This is a genomic window from Pseudomonas sp. S150 (assembly GCF_004526365.1).
GTDB classification, from domain to species: domain Bacteria; phylum Pseudomonadota; class Gammaproteobacteria; order Pseudomonadales; family Pseudomonadaceae; genus Aquipseudomonas; species Aquipseudomonas putida_A.
The window spans coordinates 815,444-839,969 of the sequence record NZ_CP038207.1 but is presented as its reverse complement, the minus strand read 5'-3'; the positions used below and the strand labels follow the sequence as shown (position 1 = coordinate 839,969).

21 protein-coding genes are annotated in these 24,526 nt (G+C 61.2%); 16 read left to right on the top strand and 5 right to left on the bottom strand.

Annotation, left to right across the window (positions count from 1 at the left end):
• Nucleotides 1-5 precede the first annotated feature (5 nt).
• From tauB to tauD, 3 genes are all read left to right on the top strand, one after another.
• Nucleotides 6-800 carry a taurine ABC transporter ATP-binding subunit gene (gene tauB / locus E3Z29_RS03875; protein ID WP_123585649.1) on the top strand — a complete coding sequence of 265 codons (795 nt, stop codon included), beginning with the start codon at nt 6-8 and terminating at the stop codon, nt 798-800.
• Nucleotides 797-1,630, top strand: coding sequence for a taurine ABC transporter permease TauC (tauC, locus tag E3Z29_RS03870; protein ID WP_115985222.1), 834 nt, complete (start codon nt 797-799; stop codon nt 1,628-1,630). Before tauB ends, tauC begins: the two co-directional genes overlap by 4 nt.
• 141 nt (nt 1,631-1,771) lie before the next feature.
• Nucleotides 1,772-2,614: a taurine dioxygenase gene (tauD, locus tag E3Z29_RS03865; protein WP_134785186.1), complete on the top strand. Its 843-nt coding sequence runs from the start codon at nt 1,772-1,774 to the stop codon at nt 2,612-2,614.
• A gap of 198 nt (nt 2,615-2,812) precedes the next feature.
• Here tauD and mgrA read toward each other — a convergent pair whose 3' ends face one another.
• The 3 genes from mgrA to E3Z29_RS03850 form a co-directional block, all read right to left on the bottom strand.
• Complete coding sequence (mgrA, locus tag E3Z29_RS03860) at nt 2,813-3,850, bottom strand: L-glyceraldehyde 3-phosphate reductase (protein WP_007917913.1); 1,038 nt, start codon at nt 3,848-3,850, stop codon at nt 2,813-2,815.
• Nucleotides 3,851-4,023: 173 nt separating this feature from the next.
• Nucleotides 4,024-5,343, bottom strand: coding sequence for an LLM class flavin-dependent oxidoreductase (locus E3Z29_RS03855; RefSeq protein ID WP_134785185.1), 1,320 nt, complete (start codon nt 5,341-5,343; stop codon nt 4,024-4,026).
• A gap of 1 nt (nt 5,344) precedes the next feature.
• On the bottom strand, nt 5,345-7,570 hold the full coding sequence (locus E3Z29_RS03850) for a TonB-dependent receptor (RefSeq protein ID WP_134785184.1): 2,226 nt from the start codon (nt 7,568-7,570) through the stop codon (nt 5,345-5,347).
• Between the two features lie 205 nt (nt 7,571-7,775).
• Here E3Z29_RS03850 and E3Z29_RS03845 point away from each other — a divergent pair, with 205 nt between their 5' ends.
• Together E3Z29_RS03845 and E3Z29_RS03840 are read left to right on the top strand one after the other, a co-directional pair.
• On the top strand, nt 7,776-8,813 hold the full coding sequence (locus E3Z29_RS03845; protein WP_098966668.1) for a LacI family DNA-binding transcriptional regulator: 1,038 nt from the start codon (nt 7,776-7,778) through the stop codon (nt 8,811-8,813).
• A gap of 183 nt (nt 8,814-8,996) precedes the next feature.
• The gene (locus E3Z29_RS03840; RefSeq protein ID WP_025110994.1) at nt 8,997-9,257 is read left to right on the top strand and encodes a hypothetical protein; all 261 of its coding nucleotides are present in this window, start codon (nt 8,997-8,999) and stop codon (nt 9,255-9,257) included.
• A 24-nt stretch (nt 9,258-9,281) separates the two neighbouring features.
• On the opposite strand, the gene betT is transcribed toward E3Z29_RS03840, so the two are convergent.
• The gene (gene betT / locus E3Z29_RS03835) at nt 9,282-11,243 is read right to left on the bottom strand and encodes a choline transporter BetT (protein ID WP_167734187.1); all 1,962 of its coding nucleotides are present in this window, start codon (nt 11,241-11,243) and stop codon (nt 9,282-9,284) included.
• 471 nt (nt 11,244-11,714) lie between these two features.
• On the bottom strand, nt 11,715-12,641 hold the full coding sequence (epsC, locus tag E3Z29_RS03830; protein ID WP_095137901.1) for a serine O-acetyltransferase EpsC: 927 nt from the start codon (nt 12,639-12,641) through the stop codon (nt 11,715-11,717).
• Between the two features lie 190 nt (nt 12,642-12,831).
• Between epsC and E3Z29_RS03825 the strand changes: the two genes are divergently transcribed.
• The 11 genes from E3Z29_RS03825 (at nt 12,832) to E3Z29_RS03775 (ending at nt 24,511) form a co-directional block, all read left to right on the top strand.
• Nucleotides 12,832-13,830 carry a D-cysteine desulfhydrase gene (locus E3Z29_RS03825; protein WP_098966662.1) on the top strand — a complete coding sequence of 333 codons (999 nt, stop codon included), beginning with the start codon at nt 12,832-12,834 and terminating at the stop codon, nt 13,828-13,830.
• 332 nt (nt 13,831-14,162) lie between these two features.
• Nucleotides 14,163-14,963 (top strand): cystine ABC transporter substrate-binding protein, encoded by an 801-nt coding sequence (tcyJ, locus tag E3Z29_RS03820; protein ID WP_098966660.1) that lies wholly within the window; start codon nt 14,163-14,165, stop codon nt 14,961-14,963.
• Nucleotides 14,963-15,628: a cystine ABC transporter permease gene (gene tcyL, locus E3Z29_RS03815; protein ID WP_003220607.1), complete on the top strand. Its 666-nt coding sequence runs from the start codon at nt 14,963-14,965 to the stop codon at nt 15,626-15,628. Before tcyJ ends, tcyL begins: the two co-directional genes overlap by 1 nt.
• Before the next feature lie 3 nt (nt 15,629-15,631).
• Nucleotides 15,632-16,381: an L-cystine ABC transporter ATP-binding protein TcyN gene (tcyN, locus tag E3Z29_RS03810; protein ID WP_134785182.1), complete on the top strand. Its 750-nt coding sequence runs from the start codon at nt 15,632-15,634 to the stop codon at nt 16,379-16,381.
• A gap of 464 nt (nt 16,382-16,845) precedes the next feature.
• Nucleotides 16,846-17,610 (top strand): hypothetical protein, encoded by a 765-nt coding sequence (locus E3Z29_RS03805; protein WP_134785181.1) that lies wholly within the window; start codon nt 16,846-16,848, stop codon nt 17,608-17,610.
• Nucleotides 17,611-18,005: 395 nt separating this feature from the next.
• Nucleotides 18,006-19,247 carry an SfnB family sulfur acquisition oxidoreductase gene (locus E3Z29_RS03800; protein WP_134785180.1) on the top strand — a complete coding sequence of 414 codons (1,242 nt, stop codon included), beginning with the start codon at nt 18,006-18,008 and terminating at the stop codon, nt 19,245-19,247.
• A gap of 23 nt (nt 19,248-19,270) precedes the next feature.
• Nucleotides 19,271-20,464, top strand: coding sequence for an SfnB family sulfur acquisition oxidoreductase (locus E3Z29_RS03795; protein WP_134785179.1), 1,194 nt, complete (start codon nt 19,271-19,273; stop codon nt 20,462-20,464).
• Nucleotides 20,464-21,822, top strand: a complete 1,359-nt coding sequence (locus E3Z29_RS03790) for an LLM class flavin-dependent oxidoreductase (protein ID WP_134785178.1) — start codon at nt 20,464-20,466, stop codon at nt 21,820-21,822. The genes E3Z29_RS03795 and E3Z29_RS03790 overlap by 1 nt, the downstream gene beginning before the upstream one ends.
• Before the next feature lie 121 nt (nt 21,823-21,943).
• The gene (locus E3Z29_RS03785) at nt 21,944-22,753 is read left to right on the top strand and encodes a MetQ/NlpA family ABC transporter substrate-binding protein (RefSeq protein ID WP_134785177.1); all 810 of its coding nucleotides are present in this window, start codon (nt 21,944-21,946) and stop codon (nt 22,751-22,753) included.
• 2 nt (nt 22,754-22,755) lie between these two features.
• Nucleotides 22,756-23,877 (top strand): methionine ABC transporter ATP-binding protein, encoded by a 1,122-nt coding sequence (locus E3Z29_RS03780; protein WP_134785176.1) that lies wholly within the window; start codon nt 22,756-22,758, stop codon nt 23,875-23,877.
• Nucleotides 23,867-24,511 carry a methionine ABC transporter permease gene (locus E3Z29_RS03775; RefSeq protein WP_027611182.1) on the top strand — a complete coding sequence of 215 codons (645 nt, stop codon included), beginning with the start codon at nt 23,867-23,869 and terminating at the stop codon, nt 24,509-24,511. The genes E3Z29_RS03780 and E3Z29_RS03775 overlap by 11 nt, the downstream gene beginning before the upstream one ends.
• Nucleotides 24,512-24,526: the final 15 nt, after the last annotated feature.

Sequence of the window (24,526 nt, the reverse complement as noted above, 5' to 3'; positions counted from 1 at the left end):
TTGCGATGGCCTTGCTACAGCTGGAGCGCATCAGCGCACAGTACCCGGGCAGCCCGGAACCGGTGCTGGCGGACATTTCCCTGACCCTCGGGCCTCAGCAATTGCTGGTCGCCCTCGGCCCGTCCGGCAGTGGCAAGACTTCGCTGTTGAACCTGATTGCCGGCTTCGTCGAACCCAGCGCCGGGCGCATCACCCTCGACGGCGTGCCGGTCAAAGGCCCGAGCGCCGAACGTGGCGTGGTGTTTCAGGATGACGCCCTGCTGCCCTGGCAGGATGTGTTGGCTAACGTGGCTTTCGGTCTGGAGCTGGCGGGTGTCGCCAAAGACAAACGTGAAAAGATCGCCCGGGAAATGCTCGCACTGGTTGATCTCTCGGGGTTCGAAAGCCGCCGCATCTGGCAACTCTCCGGAGGCCAGAAACAGCGCGTCGGCCTGGCCCGCGCCCTCGCCGCCGACCCGCGCGTGCTGCTGATGGACGAACCTTTCGGCGCCCTCGACGCATTCACCCGCGAGCAGATGCAGGAGCTGTTGCTGCAAGTCTGGCAGCGCACTGCCAAACCGGTGTTCCTGATTACCCACGACATCGAAGAAGCGGTGTTCCTCGCCACTGACCTGATTCTGTTGGCACCGAATCCGGGGCAGATTGTCGAGCGTCTGCATCTGGATTTCGGTCAGCGCTACGCCGCCGGTGAATCGGCACGAGCGATCAAATCCGACCCGCGTTTTATCGAGACCCGCGAGCACGTACTGAGCAAAGTTTTCTCGCAACGCAGCGCCGTTCAACGGCAGGAGCGCGCATGAGCAGTTACGACGTTTCCGCCCCCGCAGTGAAAAGCCCATCGGTGGTGATTCCGGTGCGGCGCAGCCTCAGCACCCGCTGGATCAGCCTGCTGACCCTGTTCGCCTTGCTGGTGATCTGGTGGGCGGTGACTGCCACCGGTTTGATCGAACCGCTGTTCCTGCCGCCACCGTCCGCCGTGCTGCAAAAAGGCTGGTTGCTCGCGACCACCGGTTACATGGATTCAACTCTGTGGCAGCACCTGGGCGCGAGCCTGAGCCGCATCGGTCTGGGCCTCGGTTTCGCGATTTTGACCGCGGTGCCGGTGGGCATCGCCATCGGCGCCAACCGTATTGCCCGTGGTGTGCTTGATCCGTTGATCGAGTTCTACCGGCCGATTCCGCCATTGGCTTATCTGCCGCTGATCGTGATCTGGTGTGGCATCGGCGAGTTGTCGAAAGTGCTGCTGATCTACTTGGCGATTTTCGCGCCGATCGCCATCGCTACCGCGACCGGCGTGCGCACCGTTGACCCGGCGAAATTGCGCGCTGCGCAGTCGCTCGGTGCCACTCGCGCACAACTGATCCGCCATGTGATTTTGCCGAGCGCCCTGCCGGACATTCTCACCGGTGTGCGAATTGGTCTGGGCGTTGGCTGGTCGACCCTGGTCGCCGCCGAACTGATCGCCGCCACCAGCGGTTTGGGGTTCATGGTGCAGTCGGCTGCGCAATTTCTGGTCACCGATGTGGTGGTGCTGGGGATTCTGGTGATCGCCCTGATCGCCTTCGCCATGGAAATGGGCCTGCGCGCCCTGCAGCGCAAACTGGTGCCGTGGCACGGCCAGGCGCATTGAATACTTGCCATCCAAAACCTGTGGGAGCGGGCTTGCTCGCGAATGCGGTGTATCAGTCACAGAAATGTCTTCTGACACACCGCATTCGCGAGCAAGCCCGCTCCCACCAAAAGCTCAAAACCCGAATTCCAGAGACCCACCATGAGCAGCCTGACCATCACCCCATTAAGCTCGGCCCTCGGCGCGCAGATCAGCGGCGTCGACGTCAGCCAGCCGTTGAACCTGGAACAGCGCGACGCCATCGAGCAGGCGCTGCTCAAGTACCAGGTGCTGTTCTTCCGCAACCAGCCGATCGAGCCTTCGCAACAGGCACGTTTCGCCGCGTACTTCGGCGACCTGCACATCCATCCGATTTACCCGAACGTGCCGGAGCAGCCCGAAGTGCTGATCCTCGACACCGCGGTCACCGATGTCCGTGACAACGCGATCTGGCACACCGACGTGACCTTCCTGCCAACGCCGGCGATGGGCGCAGTGCTCAGCGCCAAACTGCTGCCAGAGTTCGGCGGCGATACGTTGTGGGCCAGCGGGATTGCCGCCTACGAAGCACTGTCGGCGCCGATGAAAACCTTGCTCGAAGGGTTGACTGCAACTCACGATTTCACTCGCTCGTTTCCGCTGGAGCGCTACGGCAACACGCCGCAAGCACTGGCACAGTGGGAAGAGGCACGACGCAAGAACCCACCGTTGTCACACCCGGTAATCCGCTCCCATCCGGTCAGCGGACGGCGCTCGTTGTTCGTCAACGAAGGCTTCACCTCGAAGATCAACGAACTGTCGGACACCGAGAGCGAAGCGATTCTGAAATTCCTGTTCGCTCATGCGACCCGACCGGAATTCACCATTCGCTGGCGCTGGCAGCGGGACGACATCGCATTCTGGGACAACCGCGTGACCCAACATTACGCGGTGGATGATTACCGTCCGGCACGGCGGGTGATGCAGCGGGCTACGGTGTTGGGGGATGTGCCGTTTTTTCGCTGAGCGTTGAAGGCCAAAAGCCCCTCACCCTAACCCTCTCCCGGAGGGAGAGGGGACTGATTGGGGGATGCATCAGAAGTACGCAAACCTGATCAATCTGTGCTGAATCCATAATCGACCCGGTTTCTCAGGTCGATTTACGACGCAAGACACCTCGGTCGGCTCCCTCTCCCTCCGGGAGAGGGTTGGGGTGAGGGTGACTCACTCCGCCGTCGAAGGCTTCTCCCAAAGATTAATCCCGCCCTCCTGGGCAAACCGGTCGATCTCCGCCAGTTCCTCAGCACTGAAACTCAGATTCTTCAACGCCCCGACGTTCTCGATGATCTGCTCTGGCCGGCTCGCGCCGATCAGCGCCGAGGTCACCCGTGGATCACGCAGGGTCCAGGCCAGTGCCAGTTGCGCCAGACTCTGGCCGCGACGTTTGGCGATCTCGTTCAGTGCGCGCACGTGGGCAATGTTGGCCTCGGACAAGTGCGAAGCCTGCAGCGAACCGCCACCCGGGCGATTGACCCGCGCATCCGCCGGCACGCCGTTGAGGTACTTGTCGGTCAGCAGACCCTGCGCCAGCGGGGTGAAGGCGATGACGCCAGTACCGAGCTCGTCGGTGGTGTCGAGCAGGTCTTTTTCGACCCAGCGATTGAGCAGGTTGTACGCCGGCTGATGAATCAGCAGCGGCACTTTCCATTCCTTGAGCAGCGCGGCGATCTCGCGGGTTTTCACCCCGGAGTACGACGAGATGCCGATGTACAACGCCTTGCCCTGCTGCACGGCGGTGGCGAGGGCGCTGGCGGTTTCTTCCAGCGGGGTGTCCGGGTCGAAGCGGTGCGAGTAGAAGATATCCACATAGTCCAGACCGAGACGCTGCAGGCTCTGGTCGAGGCTGGCCAGCACGTATTTGCGCGAGCCGCCGCCCTGACCGTACGGGCCGGGCCACATATCCCAACCGGCCTTGCTCGAAATGATCAGCTCATCGCGGTACTGCTTGAAGTCTTCGCGCAGCAGGCGACCGAAATTGATCTCGGCGCTGCCGTACGGCGGGCCGTAATTGTTGGCCAGGTCGAAGTGGTTGATGCCCAGGTCGAACGCGGTGCGCAGCAGGGCGCGCTGGGTGTCGATCGGCGTGCTGTCGCCGAAGTTGTGCCACAGGCCCAGCGACAGCGCCGGCAGCACCAGACCGCTGCGGCCGACGCGGCGGTAAGGAATGGAGTCGTAGCGGTTTTCGGCAGCGGTGTAAGTCATCGAATCCTCTCTTGTTTGATTAACAGCAAATTGAGGGTGAATTTCAACTTTGTGGTGAGGGGATTTATCCCCGATGGACGGCGTAGCCGTCCCAAAAAAATCGCGAATTTGAATGCAGATTTGGGGGTGGCTTTCGCCACCCATCGGGGATAAATCCCCTCACCACAGGGTGTTTACACAAATCTGTTTTGCGGTCGGGCAAGCCCCAGGTTTTCGCGCAAGGTCCGGCCCTCATACTCGGTTCTGAACAGCCCGCGCCGCTGCAGTTCCGGGACCACGCCGTGGGCGAAGTCTTCGAGCCCGCCCGGCAAGTGCGGTACCAGCACGTTGAAGCCATCCGCCGCGCCCTGTTCGAACCACTCCTGCAAGCGATCAGCGATCTGCTCCGGTGTGCCGACCAGGCTGTAATGCCCGCGCCCACCGGCAATCCTGCGGCCCAATTCGGCGAGGGTCAGATTCTCCCGCCCCGCCAGTTCAGTCAGCAATTTCTGCCGGCTCTGCTGACCGCTGTCGGTCAATGGCAACTCTGGCAGCGGTGCGTCCAGCGGGTACTTCGACAAGTCGAAGTTACCCAGCATACGCCCAAGCAACGCCACGCCAACCTCCGGTTCGACCAATTGCTGAAACGTTTCACATTTTTCCTGCGCTTCGGTTTCTGTCTGCCCGACGACGACAAACACCCCGGGCATGATTTTCAGCGAGTCGGCACTGCGCCCGTACTTGGCCAGGCGCCCCTTGAGGTCGGCGTAGAACGCCTGCGCGCCCGATAGCGAAGTCTGCGCGGTGAACACCACCTCAGCGGTCTGTGCCGCCAGTTCACGCCCGGTCTCCGATGAACCGGCCTGCACGATCACCGGTTGTCCCTGCGGCGAGCGCGCCACGTTCAGCGGGCCTTTCACCCGAAAATGCTCGCCGACGTGATCCAGCACATGCAGCTTCGCCGGGTCGTAATACGCGCCACTGGCCTTGTCGCGGACAAAGGCATCGTCCTCCCAACTGTCCCACAGCCCGGCGACCACCTGATGAAACTCGCGGGCGCGGCTGTAGCGTTCGGCGTGGCCGATGTGCTCGTCGCGACCGAAATTCAGCGCTTCGGCGGCGTTGTCCGAGGTCACCAGGTTCCACCCGGCGCGGCCACCCGACAGATGATCGAGTGAAGCGAATTTGCGCGCCACGTGGTACGGCTCGTTGTAGCTGGTGGTCGCCGTGGCGATCAGGCCGATGTGCTCGGTCACCGCGCTCAGGGCCGAGAGCAAGGTCAGCGGTTCGAAGTGATCGGAGCGCGCCATGCGGCTGGCGATGTCCTGCGTCGGCGCGGCCACACTGTCGGCGACGAACAGCGTGTCGAACTTCGCCGCCTCGGCAATCTGTGCCAGACGCTTGTAGTGGGCGAAATCCAGACCGGCATTGGCCGGTACCTGCGGGTGCCGCCACGCGGCGACGTGGTGCCCGGTGGCCATGAGAAAGGCGCCGAGTTTCAGCTGTCTGCTCATCTCAGAAATCCTTGCGCAGTTGCACGCCGAAGTAGCGCTCGTCATCCCGTGGCACGGCGCGGTAGATGTAGTTGCCGCCGCTGGCCAGCAGCGGTGAGTAGGACTTGTCGGCGAGGTTCTTGCCCAGCAGTGCCACGCGCCAGCCGTTGCTGTAGTCGGCGAGAGCGACGCTGGCGTTCCAGATGCCGTAGGCGCCTTGTTTGGTGTCGGCATTCTGGCTGATGTCGTACTGCACTTCGCTCTGCCAGCTGTAGTCGGTGCCGAGTTCGATATCGAGGCCGTTGTCCAGCGGGATGCTGTAGTCGGCACGCACGTAGCTTTTCCAGTCCGGGCTGAACGGCAGTGGCTTGCCATTGACGTTGCACGAGGCTGCAGCGCCCGCCGGGCAGCTGAATTGGTCGATGCGTGCGCGGGTGTAGGCCAGCGCCCCGGAGAACTTCAGTTGCTGGGTCGCCTGCAAGGCGTAATCGAGTTCGACGCCTTCGGTGCTGACGCTGCCGGCGTTGATCAGGCGCGTCACCACTTGCCCGGCGACGGTGTCGAAAAAATTCGCCTGGTAGTTGTCGTAATCGCTGTGGAACACCGCGAGGTTGGTGGTCAGCCGGTTGTTCCAGCTCGTCGCTTTGATCCCCGCCTCCCAGGTGTTGGAGGTCTCCGGCTTCAGCGCTTCGGTGTCACGCGGCTGCATGTTGAAGAACACGTTGTAGGCCGGGCCTTTGTAGCCGCGCGAGTAGGTCAGGTACGTGGTGACTGCATCGCTGAGGTCGTACTGCACGCCGAGCCGACCGGACCAGCCGTCCTCGTCCACCGAACCGGAACTGCTGGTTGCAGGTTGAATACCACTGACCGTGGTCGCCGAGGTCGAGACACGACGGTGATCGTATTCCAGATCATCGTGGGTGTAGCGCAGGCCGGCGATGCCACGAAAGTCCGAGGTGAAGTTCAGCGTGGCTTCGCCGAACGCGGCGTAGCTGTCGCTGGTGGTGCTGTAATCGGCGACGCCACGGTCGGTGCGTGTGGTGGTGGTCAAGGTGCGCTGATAGGTCTCGTCATCCTTGCCGTGCATGTAGAACAGGCCGCCAACGTATTCAAGGAACTCACCTTTCGGCGAGGCCAGGCGCAGCTCTTGCGAGTACTGGTCGAAGGCCAGCTCGCCCTTGTCGGCGGTGCCGGGGAACGCTGCAGTGATCGTGCTCAGCCGATCGCCATCCTGATATTGGGTGTTGTCCCAGCCGCGCCACGCGGTGATCGAGGTCAGTGTGTAATCGCCCAGTTGCCAGTCGAGCTGGCCGGACAGGCCCTTGTTGGTGTCCTCGACATGGCTGCGGGTATCGGTGTTGATGTCGCGGTTGTGGTTGCTCGCATAGACCGGGCTCAGCGCGTTGGCGAAGGCCGGGGTCAACGACTTGCTGACGACGCCGTTGGGACCGTCGTCGTGGGACTGCATGTAGTCGGCGATCAGGGTGAAGGTGACGTCGTCATTCGGGGTGAATTCAAGCTTGCCGCGCACGCCGCGATGGTTGTAGCCGTTGACCTCCTGGCCGTTGTATTTGTTGTCGACGTTGCCGTCGTAGCTGCTGACCAGGGTGCTGATCGAGCCCTTCAACGTATCCGGAATCAGGCTACCGCCAATGCCGAAGCGGGTGCGGCTTTCATTGCCGCTGTAGTACGACTGGTCGATGTAACCGTGGGTCTCGTTGGTCGGCGCCTTGCTGGTGATGTTGAGCACACCGGCCGAGGCATTCTTGCCGAACAGCGTGCCCTGCGGGCCGCGCAGCACTTCGACGCGCTCCAGATCCAGCAGGTCTAGGGTCGATTGACCGGGACGCGCATAGACCACGCCATCGATCACCGTCGCCACTGTTGGCTCGACGCCGGGCGAGGTGGAAATCGTGCCGACGCCTCGCACAAACAACGAGGTGTCCTTGTTCGACGCACCGGTACGGAAATTCAGCGACGGCACTTGCTGGACGATGCTCGCCACGCCATTGCGGTTGTCGCGCTCCAGTTGTTCGCCGTCGATCACCGAAACCGCCACCGGGACCTTTTGCAGCGACTCTTCGCGGCGGGTAGCGGTGACCGTGACGGACTTGAGTGTCGGCTCTTGTTCGCTGCTGTCGGCGGCGAAAGCCGTGGGCAGTGGCAACGCCGCCAGCCCGGTAAAGATCCAGCCAGCGGCGCGAATCGACTGCGCCAGTTTGTGTGTCGCCCCAGGAATGTTGTGCATGGTTGCCCGCTCGAAATTGGCCCTGAACCGCTGCCGTTCTGCGACGACAGCGCCTGAATCGGTGTCTTGGGCATTCGCTCGAGCGAGTAGCAGACAATGCGCCTTGTTAGCGCTAACATCGCCAGTATTGGCAAGCTCGGCATAGAGCGTCCAATACTGAAAAATTACTTTTATATGCGTTTTGGTTTTTAAGAAGGATCAAGCCTTGAGCCAGGAAAAGCCCCGCAAACGCCGTGGCGCCGGACGCGTGACTCTGAATGCGGTGGCGCGCGAAGCGGGAGTTTCGGCAATCACCGTGTCGCGCTATTTCAATCAGCCGGAAACCGTCTCGCCCGAGCGTCGCGAGCGCATTGCAGCGGTAGTGGCCGAGATGGGTTATGTGCCGAATCTGGTGGCCGGTGGCCTGGCCTCGGCGCGAGGAAAAATCGTCGGCATGGTAATTCCGAATATCTCCGGGCCGATCTTTGCCAACACCATTCAGGGCTTCAGCGACACCCTCAGCCGCCACGGCTATCAACTGCTGCTGGCGTCGAGTTACTTCAGTACCGAACAGGAAGAAAACGCCGTGCGCGCGTTTCTCGGCTGGTCGCCGGCAGCGTTGGTGCTGACCAGCCATTTCCACAGTGCGGGCACGGAAAAGATGATCGCCGAAGCGGACGTTTCGGTAATCGAAACCTGGGATTACCAGCCGGATCGCGAGCCGATGCAGATCGGCTTTTCGCACTATGAAGTCGGCGTGACCGCTGCGCGTTATCTGCATGACAAAGGCTATCGCCGCATCGCCTTCGTGCAGAACAGCGCCCCTGGTGACCTCAGTGCCCTCGAACGTCGCGACGGTTACGCCGCCACCGTGCGCGAGTTCGGACTGCCGCCGTGGGTATTCGCCCCGGACGCCGACCGCGCGCCGTTCGAAGCCGGCAAGCAAGCGATGGAAGCGCTGATGAACGCCTCCCCGCGCCCCGACGCGATCATCTTCGCCAACGACAACCTCGCCGCCGGCGGCTTGCTCGCCGGGCAACGCGCAGGCATCAAGATCCCCGAAGACTGCGCCGTGCTCGGCTTCGGCGATTACCCGTTCGCCGAGATGCTGTTGCCCAGCCTGAGCACGATCAAGCCACCGGCACTGGAGATCGGCGTACTGGCGGCAACGCGGGTATTGGAAAGCCTTGGTGTGTTGCCGAGCGATGATGTGCAGCGCCTGAATCTGTTGCAGTGCAATGTGATCGAGCGCGAGAGCACCTGACCAAAATGGCCTAGGCTGGATTGGCTATGCTCCAAGTAACACCGAGGTGGCCCCTTCGCGGGCAAGCCCGCTCCCACAGGATTTTGGTTGTACAAAGAATCTGTGAATGACCGAGATCACTGTGGGAGCGGGCTTGCCCGCGAAAGCGTCCGATCAAGCACCGCATGACCCGCAGGCACGCCTATGCACACCGCAATCATCATCTTCTTCGGCCTGGTCCTGCTCGCCCTGATGCTCTACATCGGCGAGCGCATTGGCTTCAGCCGGCAGACCCTGGCCTACAGCTTCGCCGCGCTGTGGCTGGCGTTGACGGTGATCAATGGTGCGGTGGGGGTGGTGCATGCCGGGCAGCCGCTGGGTTCGGAGATCGCGGTGGGCAGTGCGGTGTTCGGGGTGCCGATGGCGGCGATGGTGTTGTTCATGGTGCTGAGCGCCGAGTCGTGAGACGTCCCGGCGCTCAGTTGCCGATCAACGCACCAGATGCAGGAACTGCATGTGGCGTTCGTACTGGTCGAGGATGTCGTTGATGATCTGCTCTTTGGTGTAGCCGACCAGATCGTAGTCCTGACTGCCCTCGCTCAAGTGCACTTCAGCGCGGTAATAGCGACGGTTGTTGAGTTGCTTGGACCCCATGCCACCCCGAGCAAACGACGGCGTGAAATAGCCGCGCATCTGCACCTGATAGATGAACGGATGCTGCTCACCGTGGCCGATTTCCAGGCTGATGTTGTCGTGCGCCGGATCCGGCTGAGTGACCACGTTCAAGCCCTTCTCGACGAATACCGCCGTCACTTCTTCAATCGCCGGGCGCACCGTGGTGTCCATGAAGCGGTACACCTCGTCACGCGACGGGAAGTGCACCGCCTGACTCAGACGCTGGCGCCAGCCGCCCGTGCCACGCCGCGAACCGGAGACCGGTGCCAGCGAATGCAGTTGCGCGATCTGCTTCTGCGATTCCAGATAGAACGCCTTGTGCAGGCCCCACATCATCAGCAGCAAAATCATCGAGAACGGCAACGAGGTCAGCACCACCGCCGATTTCAGCGCATCGATACTGCCGGAGAACAGCAGCGCACTGGTCACCAGCGCGGTCATCGCGCCCCAGAACACTCGCAGCCATTTCGGCCCGTCTTCGTCCGGGTTGCCGCCCTTGGCCGACAGGGTCGAAAGCACCACTGTGCCGGAGTCGGCGGAAGTGACGAAAAACACGAAGCTGATGAACACCGTCACCGCGATGACAGTCTTGCTCCACGGGTAGGTTTCCAGCAGCAGGTAAAGGCTCATCGACGGATTGTCGAGGGCCGACATGCCCAGCGCCGACATGCCGTGGTTGAGCACCTGATCGATGGCGCTGTTGCCGAAAATCGACATCCACGCCAGGGTGAAACCGAGCGGAATCAGCAGCACGCCGAAGACGAATTCGCGGATGGTCCGGCCACGGGAAATCCGCGCGATGAACAGGCCCACGAACGGCGACCATGCAATCCACCAGGCCCAGTAGAACACCGTCCAGCCGCCGAGCCAGTCGCTCGGTTTGTCGTAGGCATAGAGGTCGAAACTCTTCATCGGCAACGCGCCGAGGTAATCGCCGAGGTTCTGGATCAGCGTGTTGAGCAGGTGCTGGGTAGGCCCTGCGAACAACACGAACAGCAGCAGCGCACAGGCCAGCAGCATGTTGATGTCGGACATCACCCGCACACCCTTGTCCACACCCGACACGGCGACGATGATCGCCGCACCCATCATCAGCGTGATCAGGCCGACCTGAATCCACTGGGTGTGTGCGATGCCGAACAGGTAGTCGAGACCGGAGTTGAGGTGCAATACGCCGAAGCCCATGTCGGCGCCCAGACCGAACACCGTGGCGATGATGCCGAAGCCGTCCACCGCGTAGCCGATGGGGCCGTTGATGCGCTTGCCGATCAGCGGGTACAGCGCCGAACGCAAGGCCAGCGGCAGGTTATGCCGGTAGGCGAAATAGGCCAGCGCCATGCCGACGAAGGCGAACACGCCCCAGCCGTGCAGGCCCCAGTGCAGAAACAGAATCTGCATCGCCTGGCGCGCTGCATCGGCGGTGCCGGCCTCGCCTTGCGGCGGTTGGGCCAGGTGCGTCAGCGGCTCCGACACGCAAAAGAAAAACAGCGTGATGCTGATCCCGGCGGCAAACAGCATGCCGGCCCAGGACAGGTAACTGAACTCGGGTTCGTCGTGGTCGGCACCGAGTTTGATCTTGCCGTAGCCCGATAACGCGGTGACCACCACGAAGACCAGATACAGCGTCATCGCGAGCATGTAGTACCAGCCGACCGTGTTGGCCGCCCAGTTTTGCGCAGCCAGCAACCAGGCGCCGGCCTGCTCCGGCATGGCGATGACAACCAGACCAAACAGCAGAATCACCGTCGCGGCGAAGTAGAACACCGGCGGATTCATGCGCACCAGACCGCTGGCGGGGGTAGACGATGCACTCATGAAACGTGCACCTCGAGGGGTTGAAACGTGGCTGAAATGATCGGACTCAGCAAAGGCAAGCCTCCTGTTGTGAGCGGGCAGCGAACCACCGGTTTAACTTGAATGAACGTTCAAGTTAAACATGGATAGGGTGGTAAGGACTAATCGCAGGGCCAGGCGGTAGTTTTCCTACAATAGCCCAAGGAGGGGTATGACGCGGGTTTGAGGGGATTCGTTCAGTGGAAAAATCAAAGTCAAAAGCGCCCTCACCCTAACCCTCTCCCGGGGGGAGAGGGGACTGATTGGGGGATGCTTGAGAATTTCGCTGACCTGATCTTGCTGTACCGAATCCATAATCGACTGTTTTTTTCAGGTCGATGTATAGCGCCAGACACCTCCGTCGGCTCCCTCTCCCCCGGGGAGAGGGCTGGGGTGAGGGTGGCTTTTGATGTTTTACTTCTGCGTCCCGTCATCATGCTGCAGATTGGCCTGAGTCAGGTTACTCCCTGCCGGCACGCTGCGCGTCAGCCACACATTACCGCCGATGGTCGAACCCTGGCCGATGGTGATCCGTCCCAGAATTGTCGCGCCGGCATAAATCACCACGTCGTCCTCGACAATCGGATGGCGTGGATGGCCCTTCTGCAACTGCCCGTCTTCATCCGCCGGGAAGCGCTTGGCGCCCAAAGTCACGGCCTGATAGATCCGCACCCGCTCGCCAATGATCGCGGTCTCGCCGATCACCACACCGGTACCGTGATCAATGAAAAAGCTGCGGCCGATCTGCGCGCCTGGATGGATATCGATGCCGGTGGCCGAATGCGCAATCTCCGCGCTGATTCGCGCGAGTAACGGCAACCCGGCGCGGTACAAATGGTGCGCCAGACGATGGTGAATCACCGCCAGAATTCCCGGATAGCACAGCAACACTTCATCGACGCTGCGCGCCGCCGGATCGCCGTGATAGGCGGCCAGCACGTCGGTATCGAGCAGGCTGCGCAGGCCCGGCAAGGCCAGGGCGAAATCCTGAATGATGCGGATCGCCTGAGCTTCGACGTCAGCATCGCCTTGAGCGCTGTGCCGCGCGACATAACGCAACTCCAGCCGCGCCTGCGCCAGCAAGGCATTCAATGAGGTATCGAGGGTGTGACCGACATAGAAGTCCTCACTCTCCTCACGCAGATCCACCGGCCCCAGCCGCATTGGGAACAACGCACCACACAGCGCCTCGAGAATCTCGGCCATCGCCGCGCGGGACGGTAACTCGCGACCACCCTGCTCGCCGCTGGCCCGGCCATTCTGGGTACGCCACTGATCCCGCGCGGTACGCAGTTGGCTGACGATGGTCTGCAATTGCCAATGGCTGGAACGCTCGCTCACGGTAAAGACTCCTCACGGGCGGCCGGACGGTCTGGCCGCGTCAACGGCGACTACTTTACGGCATGCCCGTGAGGGCGAATTAAGAACCGATAGTGCTGGACTAAGCACATTTGGCTATAAGCAATTCACGGTTGCCCCGCTAAAACGGCGTGCCTATAGTCCTGTCATCTTTCTCCGCCAGTACGGACTCATGATCAAACAACAGCTGGATCGCTTTAACCGTCTCGACCTGCTCGGCCAACCCACGCCGCTGGAAAAACTTGAACGTCTATCCGCCTGGCTGGGTCGCGATGTGTACATCAAACGCGATGACCTGACGCCGCTGGCCATGGGCGGCAACAAGCTGCGCAAACTCGAATACCTCGCCGCCGATGCCCTCGCTCAGGGCGCCGACACGCTGATCACAGCCGGCGCCTTGCAATCGAATCACGTACGCCAGACCGCCGCATTGGCGGCCAAACTCGGCTTGGGTTGCGTGGCGTTGCTGGAGAATCCGCTGGGCACCGACGACAGCAACTACACCGGCAACGGCAACCGCCTGCTGCTCGATCTGTTCGACACCAAGGTCGAGCTGGTGGACAACCTCGATAACGCCGACGAACAACTCGCCGCACTCGCTGTGCGCCTGCGCAGCAATGGCAAAAAACCGTATCTGGTGCCGATCGGTGGCTCGAATGCCCTCGGTGCATTGGGCTACGTACGTGCCGGTCTGGAACTGGCGGAACAGATCAAGGACACCGGCCTCGATTTCGCCGCCGTGGTGCTGGCCTCGGGCAGCGCCGGGACCCACAGCGGTCTGGCGCTGGCCTTGAGCGAAGCGCTGCCGCAGTTGCCGGTGATCGGCGTGACCGTCTCGCGCAGCGAAGAAGATCAGCGCCCGAAAGTGCAGGGTCTGGCCGAACGCACGGCGGAGCTGCTGGGTGTGAAATTACCAGTGAACTTCAAGGTCGAGTTGTGGGACGAATACTTCGGCCCGCGTTACGGCGAACCGAATGCCGGGACACTGGCGGCGGTGAAACTGTTGGCCAGTCAGGACGCGGTGCTGCTCGACCCGGTATACACCGGCAAGGCCATGGCCGGGTTGCTCGACGGGATCGGCCGCCAGCGTTTCGACGAGGGCCCGATCATCTTCCTGCATACCGGTGGGGCGCCGGCGTTGTTTGCCTATAAGGATTCGCTGACAAGCTGATCCTCCCTGCTGCAAGAATTTCTGTGGTAAGGGGATTTATCCCCGTTGGACTGCGCAGCAGTCCCCTGCTCTTCAAGTCAGAAGAGAGGGCCGCTTCGCGCCCCATCGGGGATAAATCCCCTCGCCACAATTGATCATCTATATTCGAAATTGGAATAACAGAAAGATCATTAAGTATTTTCAAGTCTAAAGCAGACATCTTATAGTCTCGCCGCAGGCGAATTTCGGGCAAGACGCATAAGCTGCTTTAGGGCACGATAACGCAGTCGTTCAATTCCCGGATTCGCCAACCTTCCTTAAGCGTCTTCCATAAGAAAACACAGGGGCTTGTCATGAATTTTTCCGCACTACGTCGCAATCTGCTGGTAGGTTCGCTGGGCCTTGCACTGAGCGCCGGCCTGATCGGCCAGGCATCCGCCGGTGAGCAGCTGCAACAGATCAAGGACAAAGGCGTTATCAACGTCGGCCTGGAAGGCACTTATCCACCGTTCAGCTTCGTTGACGAGAACGGCAAACTGTCCGGTTTCGAAGTCGAACTCTCCGAAGCCCTGGCGCAGAAACTCGGCGTCAAAGCCAAGATTCAGCCAACCAAGTGGGACGGTATCCTCGCTGCGCTGGAATCCAAACGTCTGGACGTCGTGGTCAATCAAGTGACCATCTCCGACGAGCGCAAGAAGAAGTATGACTTCTCCGAGCCGTACACCGTTTCCGGGATTCAGGCGCTGGTGCTGAAGGACAAGGAAGCCAAGTTGAACATCAAGACTGCCGCCGATCTGTCCGGCAAGAAAGTCGGTGTCGGCCTGGGCACCAACTACGAACAGTGGGTCCGCGCCAACGTGCCGGGCGCTGACGTGCGTACCTACGACGATGATCCGACCAAGTTCGCCGACCTGAACAACGGCCGCACCGACGCCATCCTGATCGACCGTCTGGCTGCACTTGAATACGCCAAGAAAGCCCCGAAAACCGTGGCTGCCGGTGAAGCGTTCTCCCGTCAGGAATCCGGTATCGCCCTGCGCAAAGGCGAGCCTGAGCTGCTGGCTGCGGTGAACAAGGCTCTCGACGAACTGCGTGCCGACGGTACCCTTGAGAAGCTGTCGAAGAAATACTTCAACGCTGACGTCACCAAATAATGGAAGAAGCTTTCCAACTCGCACTGGACTCCGCGCCCTTTCTGCTCAAGGGCGCGTATTACACGGTCATCCTCAGTCTGGGCGGCATGTTCTTCGGCTTGCTGCTGGGCTTCGGCTTGGCCTTGATGCGCCTGTCGCGCTTCAAACTGGTGAGCTGGATTGCCCGCATCTACGTGTCGTTCTTTCGCGGCACGCCGTTGCTGGTGCAACTGTTCGTGATCTATTACGGCTTGCCGCAATTGGGTCTGGAACTGGATCCACTGCCAGCGGCGCTGATCGGCTTCTCGCTGAACATGGCTGCCTACGCCTGTGAAATCCTCCGTGCGGCAATCGGTTCGATCGAGCGCGGCCAGTGGGAAGCCGCCGCAAGCATCGGCATGACCCGCGCGCAAACCTTGCGCCGGGCCATTCTGCCGCAGGCCATGCGCACGGCACTGCCGCCACTGGGTAACAGCTTCATTTCGCTGGTCAAGGACACGGCACTGGCCGCCACCATTCAGGTGCCGGAACTGTTCCGCCAGGCGCAACTGATTACCGCCCGGACTTTCGAAGTCTTCACCATGTATCTTGCCGCCGCGCTGATCTACTGGATTCTGGCCACGGTGCTGTCGCACCTGCAGAACAAGTTGGAAGAGCGGGCCAATCGGCACGACCAGGAGTCCTGACCCATGATTGTCGTGGAAAAACTGACAAAGCAGTTCAAGGGTCAAGAGGTGCTCAAGGGCATCGATCTTGAGGTGAAGGAAGGCGAGGTCGTGGCCATCATCGGCCCCAGCGGTTCGGGCAAGACCACGTTCCTGCGCTGCCTGAATTTCCTTGAGGAGCCCACCAGCGGCCGGATCAAGGTCGGCGATATCGAGATTGATACCAGCCGCCCGCTGAGCCAGCAGCAGAGTCTGGTGCGCAACCTGCGCCAGCACGTGGGTTTCGTGTTCCAGAACTTCAACCTGTTCCCCCACCGCACCGCACTGGAAAACGTCATCGAAGGGCCGATCGTGGTCAAGAAGATGCCGCGCGAGCAAGCCGTTGCCCTGGGCATGAAGCTGCTGCCCAAGGTCGGTCTGGCCGGCAAGGAAGATGCGTATCCGCGTCGTCTGTCCGGTGGTCAGCAACAGCGCGTGGCGATTGCCCGGGCGCTGGCGATGGAGCCGGAAGTGATCCTGTTCGACGAGCCGACCTCGGCCCTCGACCCGGAACTGGTGGGCGAAGTACTGGCGACCATTCGCGGTCTCGCTGAAGAAAAACGCACCATGGTCATCGTCACCCACGAAATGGGTTTCGCCCGCGACGTGGCTAACCGTGTGGTGTTTTTCGACAAGGGCGTGATCGTCGAGCAAGGCGAAGCCAAGGCGTTGTTTGCCAACCCGAAAGAAGAACGCACCAGACAGTTTCTCAGCAAGTTCCTGAATCACGCCTGAGATACTTATTGTCTTGAGTCATTAACTTCCATGGACGGAAGTTTTACTTGCCCCGCCTAAAAACTTCTAAATCCCTCCCTCTTAACCTGTCAAAACAATACATATATGTTCTGCAACAGATACAAGTAATCTGCGGCGCGCTTTCGTGCCTGTGAAATGATCTAAATCGACCGGCACAAAAATCGCAAAACTCGCGAAAAACCGTAGTTCCATTCGCCATCACCGCTAGGCAGGATGCCTCGTCAGCGTAGGACGCTTCTGATTAATCGGTAATTCACAGATTAACTAAGGCACTCTATTGACACTCTTTCCGGCACGCTCTTATCTAGTCGCCAACCGGCACCCATTAGTTGAATCAACGCTTACTCAGCCCGAACAAAGTTCACGGTTGTATTACCGATTCATCACGCCTTTTGTTGTTTCAAGAAACGGAATTCGCTGCAAGACTTCAAGGAGAGAACCCGATGACCCGCACTTCGCACGCCCCCGAACTGGCAGCGCCGAATCTGGCGTCCGCATCCAAAAACGCCATCAATCTGGCCGCTGCCGCGCATTTGCTGATCGATGTCCTGCCCTACTCCGGCATGGACGCCGGTGATCTGATCGAACTGTTCTGGAACAACTGCTACGTCGCCTCGCGAGTCTTGACCAGCGAAGACGTCGGCGCCTCGATCAGCCTGCGGGTGCCGGAGAGCTTTATCGCCAGTGGCACCGCACGGATTCACTATCGAGTGATGCAGATCGGTCAGGGACCGGCGTTGTCGGCGGCAACGCGGGTTCAGGTCAAGCTCGACTGCCCTGGCGGCCAGCCTTCGCCGCTGTGCGGTGACGAGAATCAGCAACTGACACCCGTCTCGCTGCCCGACACCATTCGCCGCCAGGGCGTGAACCCCAATCAGATCAAACGCGGTGTGCCACTGACCATCGAACCCTACCTGAACATGGCCGAGGACGACGCCATCACCTTGCGCTGGGGCGACGTGCGTATGGACCTGGCCCGGATCACCGCTGCCGATGTTGGCCTGCCGATTCAGGTCTGGGTGCCACCGGCAGTGATCGTCGAGGGCGGTGAGGATCTGCGCCTGGACGTGACCTACTGCGTCATCGACTGGGTGGGCAACAACTCACGCTGGGCGCCGCCCCGGACGCTGAAGATCGGTTGCGTGAATCCTTATCTGAAGGTGCCGCTGCGCCAAGCGCTGAAGGCTGCTGAATCGACCAAGGATTGATGCCGCATTCCTGTGCTCATGGGGCTTTGTAGTGAGGTGATTTAGCGAAACGTCGCACCGCCCCGATGGACTGCGAAGCAATCCCGTTTTTTATGACTCAGAAAAGGCCGCTGCGCGGCCTGTCGGGGATGAATCCCCTCACCACAGTTTGTATTGCCACGGCTGAGAGACTGTTAACCAACCCGACCACCGCCCCTTCTATACATATTCCTAAAAGTTAGTTTATTTAATATTTATACACGCTTAGGGTATATGAACCGGACCACCGGACATTCTTTCGTTCGCCGCACTTTTGCGGCGTTTTTCATGAGATGTGAGGTAGGTAGTATGGTCCGGAACACAATCACCCCAGTGCAGATCGCCAGGGCATTGCGTGCAGCCAAGGAGCGGCACTGATGTCCAGTCTGGCAGACGCAAATCTCCAGTCTGATCTGGACATCGCCCCACTGTTGTTGCCCTCGCAGGTTTTGCGCAACGACGCCCAAGCCATCAAGGCTGCCCACGAACTGGCGCAGGTTGCCCGTGTGCAGGCCGCCAAACGCGACCGCCAGCGCAAGCTGCCGTGGTCGGAAATCGAACAGTTCACCCGCAGCGGCCTCGGCAGCATTGCCATCCCGCGTGAGTACGGCGGCCCACAGGTTTCATTCGTCACATTGGCCGAAGTGTTCGCGATCATTTCCGCGGCCGATCCGGCGCTGGGACAGATCCCGCAGAACCAGTTCGGCATCATCAATCTGGTACTCGGCAGCGCCACCGAAGCGCAGAAAAAACAGCTGTTCCAGAGTGTTCTGGAAGGTTGGCGCATCGGCAATGCGGGTCCTGAGCGCGGCACCAAAAACACCCTGGAATTGAAAGCGCGCATCACCGCCGACGGCGACGATTACGTGATCAACGGCCAGAAGTTCTACTCCACCGGCGCGCTGTTCGCGCACTGGGTGGCGGTCAAGGCGCTCAATGACGACGGCAAACAAGTGCTGGCCTTCGTCCGCCGTGGCACCCCGGGCCTGCGCATCGTTGATGACTGGTCGGGCTTCGGTCAGCGCACCACTGCCAGCGGCACGATTCTGCTGAACAACGTGCGCGTCGAGTCGAGCCTGGTCGTCGATAACTGGAAGATCAACGAGAAGCCCAACACTCAAGGCGCGGTGTCGCAGCTGATTCAGGCAGCCATCGACGCCGGCATCGCCCGTGGCGCCATCGACGATGCCATCGAGTTCGTCAAAACTCGCGCGCGGCCCTGGATCGACGCCAAGGTTGAGCGCGCCAGCGATGACCTCTACGTGATCGCCGACATCGGCAAACTGAAAATCGAACTGCACGCGGCTGAAGCACTGTTGCGCAAGGCCGGCAAAGTGCTCGACCAAGTCCATGCCGCGCCGCTGACCGCCGAGTCCGCCGCCCGCGCTTCGATTGCGGTGGCCGAGGCCAAAGTGCTGACCACCGAGATCTCGCTGCAGGCCAGCGAAAAACTCTTCGAACTGGCCGGCAGCCGCGCGACCCTCGCCGAATTCAACCTTGATCGCCACTGGCGCAACGCCCGGGTGCACACCCTGCACGACCCGGTGCGCTGGAAGTATCACGCGGTCGGCGCCTATCGCCTCAACGGCACTTTGCCGGCTCGCCATTCCTGGATTTAACGACCAGACATCTGGAGAAGCATATGACTTATTCTCACCCCGTCGCGGTCATCACCAGCGATGAGCAAGCCCTGATTGTCGCCAGCGACCTGGCCGAAGATTTCAAACGCGACAGTGCCGTGCGCGACCGTGAACGCCGCCTGCCACTGCCGGAGCTCGACGTATTTTCCCGCTCTGGCCTGTGGGGCATCAGCGTGCCCAAGGAGAATGGTGGCGCCGGTGTGTCCAACGTGACCCTGGCCAAAGTCATTGCCCTGATCGCTCAGGCTGACGGCTCCCTCGGGCAGATTCCACAAAACCACTTTTACGCCCTTGAAGTGCTGCGCGTTAACGGCAGCCACGAGCAGAAACAACGCCTGTACGCCGAGGTGCTGGCCGGCCAGCGCTTCGGCAACGCCTTGGCGGAACTCGGTACCAAAACCGCCCACGACCGCGTCACCAGCCTCACGCGTGACGGCGACGGCTATCGCATCAACGGACGCAAGTTTTACGCGACCGGCGCGATCTACGCGCAGCGTATCCCGACTTCCGTCGTCGATGAAAACGGCGTGCAGCAACTGGCCTTCGTCCCGCGTGACAGCCAAGGCCTGACAGTGATCGACGACTGGAGCGGCTTCGGCCAGCGCACCACCGGCAGCGGTTCGGTGGTGTTCGAAGACGTCTATGTCGCTGCCGAGGACGTGATCCCGTTCCAGAGCGCTTTCGAGCGTCCGACCACGGTCGGCCCGCTGGCGCAGATCCTTCACGCCGCCATCGACACTGGCATCGCTCGCGCCGCTTACGAAGATGCCCTGCACTTCGTGCGCAGCAAGACCCGTCCGTGGATCGACTCCGGTAACGACAAGGCCACCGAAGACCCTCTGACCCTGAAGAGCTTCGGCCACTTGAGCATTCGTCTGCACGCCACCGAAGCACTGCTGGAGCGCTCCGGCGAATTCCTCGACAAGGCCCAGGCCGAGACCAACACCGAAACCGTCGCTGCCGCCTCGATTGCCGTCGCCGAAGCACGGGCGATCAGCACCGAAATCTCGCTCGCCGCAGGCAGCACGCTGTTCGAACTGGCCGGCAGTCAGGCGACCCTGATCGAGCACGGCCTCGACCGCCACTGGCGCAACGCTCGGGTGCACACCCTGCACGACCCGGTGCGCTGGAAGTATCACGCGGTCGGCAATTACTACCTCAACGATGAAAAGCCTCCGCTGCGAGGGACCATCTGATGAGCGCCGCGAAAAAGAAGATCCTGCTCAACGCGTTCAACATGAACTGCATCGGCCACATCAACCATGGCCTGTGGACGCATCCACGCGACACGTCGACGCGCTACAACACCATCGAGTACTGGACAGAACTGGCGCAGTTGCTGGAGCGCGGGCTGTTTGACGGACTGTTCATCGCCGACATCGTCGGCGTGTACGACGTCTACCAGAACTCGGTGGACGTCACGCTCAAAGAGTCGATCCAGTTGCCGGTCAACGACCCGCTGCTGCTGGTGTCGGCGATGGCTGCGGTGACGAAAAACCTCGGCTTCGGCCTCACCGCCAACCTCACTTACGAGCCGCCCTATCTGTTCGCCCGGCGCATGTCGTCGCTCGATCATCTGAGTCGTGGTCGGGTCGGCTGGAACATCGTCACCGGTTACCTCGACAGCGCCGCCAAGGCCATGGGCCTGCGCGAACAGGTCGAGCATGACCGGCGCTACGATCAGGCCGACGAGTACCTCGAAGTGCTCTACAAACTCTGGGAAGGCAGTTGGGAAAACGGCGCGGTGCTCAATGACCGCGAGCAGCGCATCTACGCGCAGCCGGAGAAGGTGCACAAGGTCGAGCACCATGGCGAGTTCTATCAGGTCGAGGGTTATCACCTCTGCGAGCCGTCGCCGCAGCGCACGCCGGTGCTGTTCCAGGCTGGCAGTTCGGACCGCGGTTTGCTGTTCGCCGGGCGTCACGCCGAGTGCGTGTTCATCAGCGGCCAGAACAAACCGTCGACCAAAGTGCAGGTGGACAAGGTCCGCGCCAGCGCCGTCGAAGCCGGACGCAATCCCGAGGACATCAAGGTGTTCATGGGCCTCAACGTGATCGTCGGCGCGACCGAAGAGGCCGCGTGGGCCAAGCACGCCGAGTACCTGAGTTATGCCAGCGCCGAGGCCGGCGTCGCGCATTTCTCAGCCTCCACCGGCATCGACTTTTCCCAGTACGAAATCGACGAACCGATCCAGTACGTCAAGAGCAATGCCATCCAGTCCGCGACCAAGAACCTGCAGAACAACGACTGGACCCGACGCAAATTGCTCGATCAGCACGCCCTCGGTGGCCGCTACATCACCGTGGTCGGCTCGCCTGAGCAAGTGGCGGATGAACTGGAAGCGTGGATCGCCGAAACCGGGCTGGACGGCTTCAACCTGACGCGCATCGTGACCCCGGAAAGCTATGTCGATTTCATTGAGCTGGTGATTCCGGAGCTGCAACGGCGTGGGTCGTACAAGACTGCGTATGACAGCGGCAGTTTGCGCGAGAAGCTGTTTCACGGGGCGGCGCAACTCCCAGAGCAACACATCGGGTCTTCATTTCGCCACTAAAAGCTTCGCGAGCAAGCCCGCTCCCACAGGGGGGAACGCATTCCAAAATGTGGGAGCGGGCTTGCTCGCGAAGAGGCCCGACCAGACACCACAAACTTTTGCACTGACTGGAAAAACCACCATGACCAACAAATTCCTGTCCCACCCAGTCAAAGCACTGGCCCTGGCCTTCGGCCTGTTCAGCTCGGCGGTGTTCGCCGCCGATGCACCCCTTAAAATCGGCACCACCGCCGCCTTCGCCATTCCCCTGGAAGCCGCCGTCGAAGAGGCCTCCAAACAAGGCCTGAAAGTCGAGCTGGTTGAGTTCACCGACTGGATCGCACCGAACGTCAGCCTCGCCGCCGGCGACATCGATGTGAATTACTTCCAGCACATCCCGTTCCTCGAAAACGCCAAGGCTGCCTCCGGTTTTGACCTGGTGCCGTTCGCCCCGGGGATCATCAACAACGTCGGCCTCTATTCGAAAAAATACAAAAGCTTCGACGAGTTGCCGGAAGGCGCCAGCGTCGCCATCGCCAACGACCCGATCAACAGCGGTCGCGGTCTGCAACTGCTGGCCAAGGCTGGTCTGATCACCCTGAAACCGGGGGTCGGCTACAAGGCCACCGAAGACGACATCGTCGCCAACCCGAAGAAGATCAAGATCCTGCAAGTCGAAGCCGTGCAACTGGTGCGCGCCTACGATGACGCCGATCTGGTCCAGGGCTACCCGGCCTACATCCGTCTGGCGAAAACCTTCGATGCCGGCTCGGCGCTGCTGTTCGACGGTCTCGACCACAAGGAATACGTGATCCAGTTCGTCATCCAGCCCAAGAGCAAGGACGACCCGCGCCTGATCAAATTCGTCGACATCTACCAGCACTCGCCGGCCGTTCGCGCCGCGCTGGATAAGGCTCACGGCAAGCTGTATCAGGCCGGTTGGGAAAGCTGAACATGACGGCCGCGATCCAACGGCGACTGGAGATTCCAGAGCCAGAAAATGCTGAAAAAACCGAACTGCATCCCGAGCTGAATCGCGCCCATGTGCGCTTCATCGGCCTGGGTAAAACCTACGCGGGTCGGCAAGGCCCGGTCGCGGCCCTGCAAGGCATCGATCTGGCGATCCAGCGCGGCGAGGTGTTCGGCATCATCGGGCGCAGCGGCGCCGGCAAGTCGTCGCTGATCCGCACGATCAATCGTCTGGAGCAACCGACTTCGGGGCGGGTGCTGATCGATCAGGTCGACATCGGCGAGTTCGACGAAGACCGTCTGGTCACGCTGCGGCGTCGCATCGGCATGATCTTCCAGCACTTCAACCTGATGTCGGCCAAGACCGTGTGGCAGAACGTCGAACTGCCGCTGAAAGTCGCGGGTGTACCGAAGGCGCAACGCGAGCAGAAGGTGCGTGAACTGCTCGAACTGGTCGGCCTGCAAGCCAAGCACAAGGCCTATCCGGCGCAGCTCTCCGGTGGGCAGAAACAGCGTGTCGGCATCGCCCGCGCATTGGTGCATGACCCGGACATTCTGCTGTGCGACGAAGCCACTTCGGCGCTCGATCCCGAGACTACGCAGTCGATCCTCGGCCTGCTGCGCGAGATCAACCGGCGCCTCGGCCTGACCATCGTGTTGATCACCCATGAAATGGCGGTGATCCGCGAAATCTGCGACCGCGTGGTAGTCCTGGAACACGGGCGGATCGTCGAGCAAGGCCCGGTCTGGGAGGTGTTCGGCAATCCGCAGCACGAGGTCAGCCAGACCTTGCTCGCGCCGCTGCAACACGCCTTGCCGGCAGAACTGCAAAGCCGTCTGCATGCCCAGCCGCCCTCCCCGGGCGCGGCGGTGGTATTGCGTTTGCAGTTCACCGGTGGCGCCGCCGACGAGCCGGATCTGGCGGCGCTGTTCGCCGCTCTCGGCGGACGCGTGAAGTTGCTGCAGGGCGGCGTCGAACGGATTCAGGGGCATGCGCTGGGACAACTGTTACTGGCGGTCAGCGGCTCGGCCCTGAGCGCCGAACAATTGCGTGAGCGCGCCGGGCAGTGGGCGCAACGAGTGGAGGTATCGGGTTATGTGGTTTGATCGTTTGCTCCAGGGATTCATCGACACCTTCCTGATGGTCGGCGTGTCGTCGCTGATCGCGTTGCTGGTGGGGATCCCGATGGCGGTGATTCTGGTCACCAGCGACAAGGGCGGGATCTACCAGGCGCCGCTGCTCAACCGGGCGCTGGGCGCGTTCGTGAATCTGTTCCGCTCGATCCCGTTTCTGATTCTGATGGTCGCGCTGATTCCATTTACCCGACTGATTGTCGGCACCACGTACGGTGTGTGGGCGGCGGTGGTGCCGCTGACCATCGCCGCGACGCCGTTCTTTGCGCGGATTGCCGAAGTGAGTCTGCGTGAGGTCGATCACGGCTTGATCGAGGCGGCGCAGGCCATGGGCTGCCGGCGCTGGCACATCGTCTGGCACGTGCTGTTGCCTGAAGCGCTGCCGGGGATTGTTGGCGGGTTCACGATTACGCTGGTGACAATGATCAACTCGTCAGCCATGGCCGGGGCGATTGGTGCCGGTGGTTTGGGCGATATCGCTTACCGCTACGGTTATCAGCGTTTTGACAGCCAGATCATGCTGACGGTGATTGTGTTGCTGGTGGCGTTGGTGGCGGTGATTCAGTTGGGTGGAGATCGTCTGGCACGGGGCCTGAACAAGCGCTAAGTCATGCCGCACCTC

Coding starts and splice junctions, on each gene's coding strand:
- tauB (WP_123585649.1), top strand. CDS start 6: ATGGCCTTGCTACAGCTGGAGCGCATCAGCGCACAGTACCCGGGCAGC.
- tauC (WP_115985222.1), top strand. CDS start 797: ATGAGCAGTTACGACGTTTCCGCCCCCGCAGTGAAAAGCCCATCGGTG.
- tauD (WP_134785186.1), top strand. CDS start 1,772: ATGAGCAGCCTGACCATCACCCCATTAAGCTCGGCCCTCGGCGCGCAG.
- mgrA (WP_007917913.1), bottom strand. CDS start 3,850: ATGACTTACACCGCTGCCGAAAACCGCTACGACTCCATTCCTTACCGC.
- E3Z29_RS03855 (WP_134785185.1), bottom strand. CDS start 5,343: ATGAGCAGACAGCTGAAACTCGGCGCCTTTCTCATGGCCACCGGGCAC.
- E3Z29_RS03850 (WP_134785184.1), bottom strand. CDS start 7,570: ATGCACAACATTCCTGGGGCGACACACAAACTGGCGCAGTCGATTCGC.
- E3Z29_RS03840 (WP_025110994.1), top strand. CDS start 8,997: ATGCACACCGCAATCATCATCTTCTTCGGCCTGGTCCTGCTCGCCCTG.
- betT (WP_167734187.1), bottom strand. CDS start 11,243: ATGAATCCGCCGGTGTTCTACTTCGCCGCGACGGTGATTCTGCTGTTT.
- E3Z29_RS03825 (WP_098966662.1), top strand. CDS start 12,832: ATGATCAAACAACAGCTGGATCGCTTTAACCGTCTCGACCTGCTCGGC.
- tcyJ (WP_098966660.1), top strand. CDS start 14,163: ATGAATTTTTCCGCACTACGTCGCAATCTGCTGGTAGGTTCGCTGGGC.
- tcyL (WP_003220607.1), top strand. CDS start 14,963: ATGGAAGAAGCTTTCCAACTCGCACTGGACTCCGCGCCCTTTCTGCTC.
- tcyN (WP_134785182.1), top strand. CDS start 15,632: ATGATTGTCGTGGAAAAACTGACAAAGCAGTTCAAGGGTCAAGAGGTG.
- E3Z29_RS03805 (WP_134785181.1), top strand. CDS start 16,846: ATGACCCGCACTTCGCACGCCCCCGAACTGGCAGCGCCGAATCTGGCG.
- E3Z29_RS03800 (WP_134785180.1), top strand. CDS start 18,006: ATGTCCAGTCTGGCAGACGCAAATCTCCAGTCTGATCTGGACATCGCC.
- E3Z29_RS03795 (WP_134785179.1), top strand. CDS start 19,271: ATGACTTATTCTCACCCCGTCGCGGTCATCACCAGCGATGAGCAAGCC.
- E3Z29_RS03790 (WP_134785178.1), top strand. CDS start 20,464: ATGAGCGCCGCGAAAAAGAAGATCCTGCTCAACGCGTTCAACATGAAC.
- E3Z29_RS03785 (WP_134785177.1), top strand. CDS start 21,944: ATGACCAACAAATTCCTGTCCCACCCAGTCAAAGCACTGGCCCTGGCC.
- E3Z29_RS03780 (WP_134785176.1), top strand. CDS start 22,756: ATGACGGCCGCGATCCAACGGCGACTGGAGATTCCAGAGCCAGAAAAT.
- E3Z29_RS03775 (WP_027611182.1), top strand. CDS start 23,867: ATGTGGTTTGATCGTTTGCTCCAGGGATTCATCGACACCTTCCTGATG.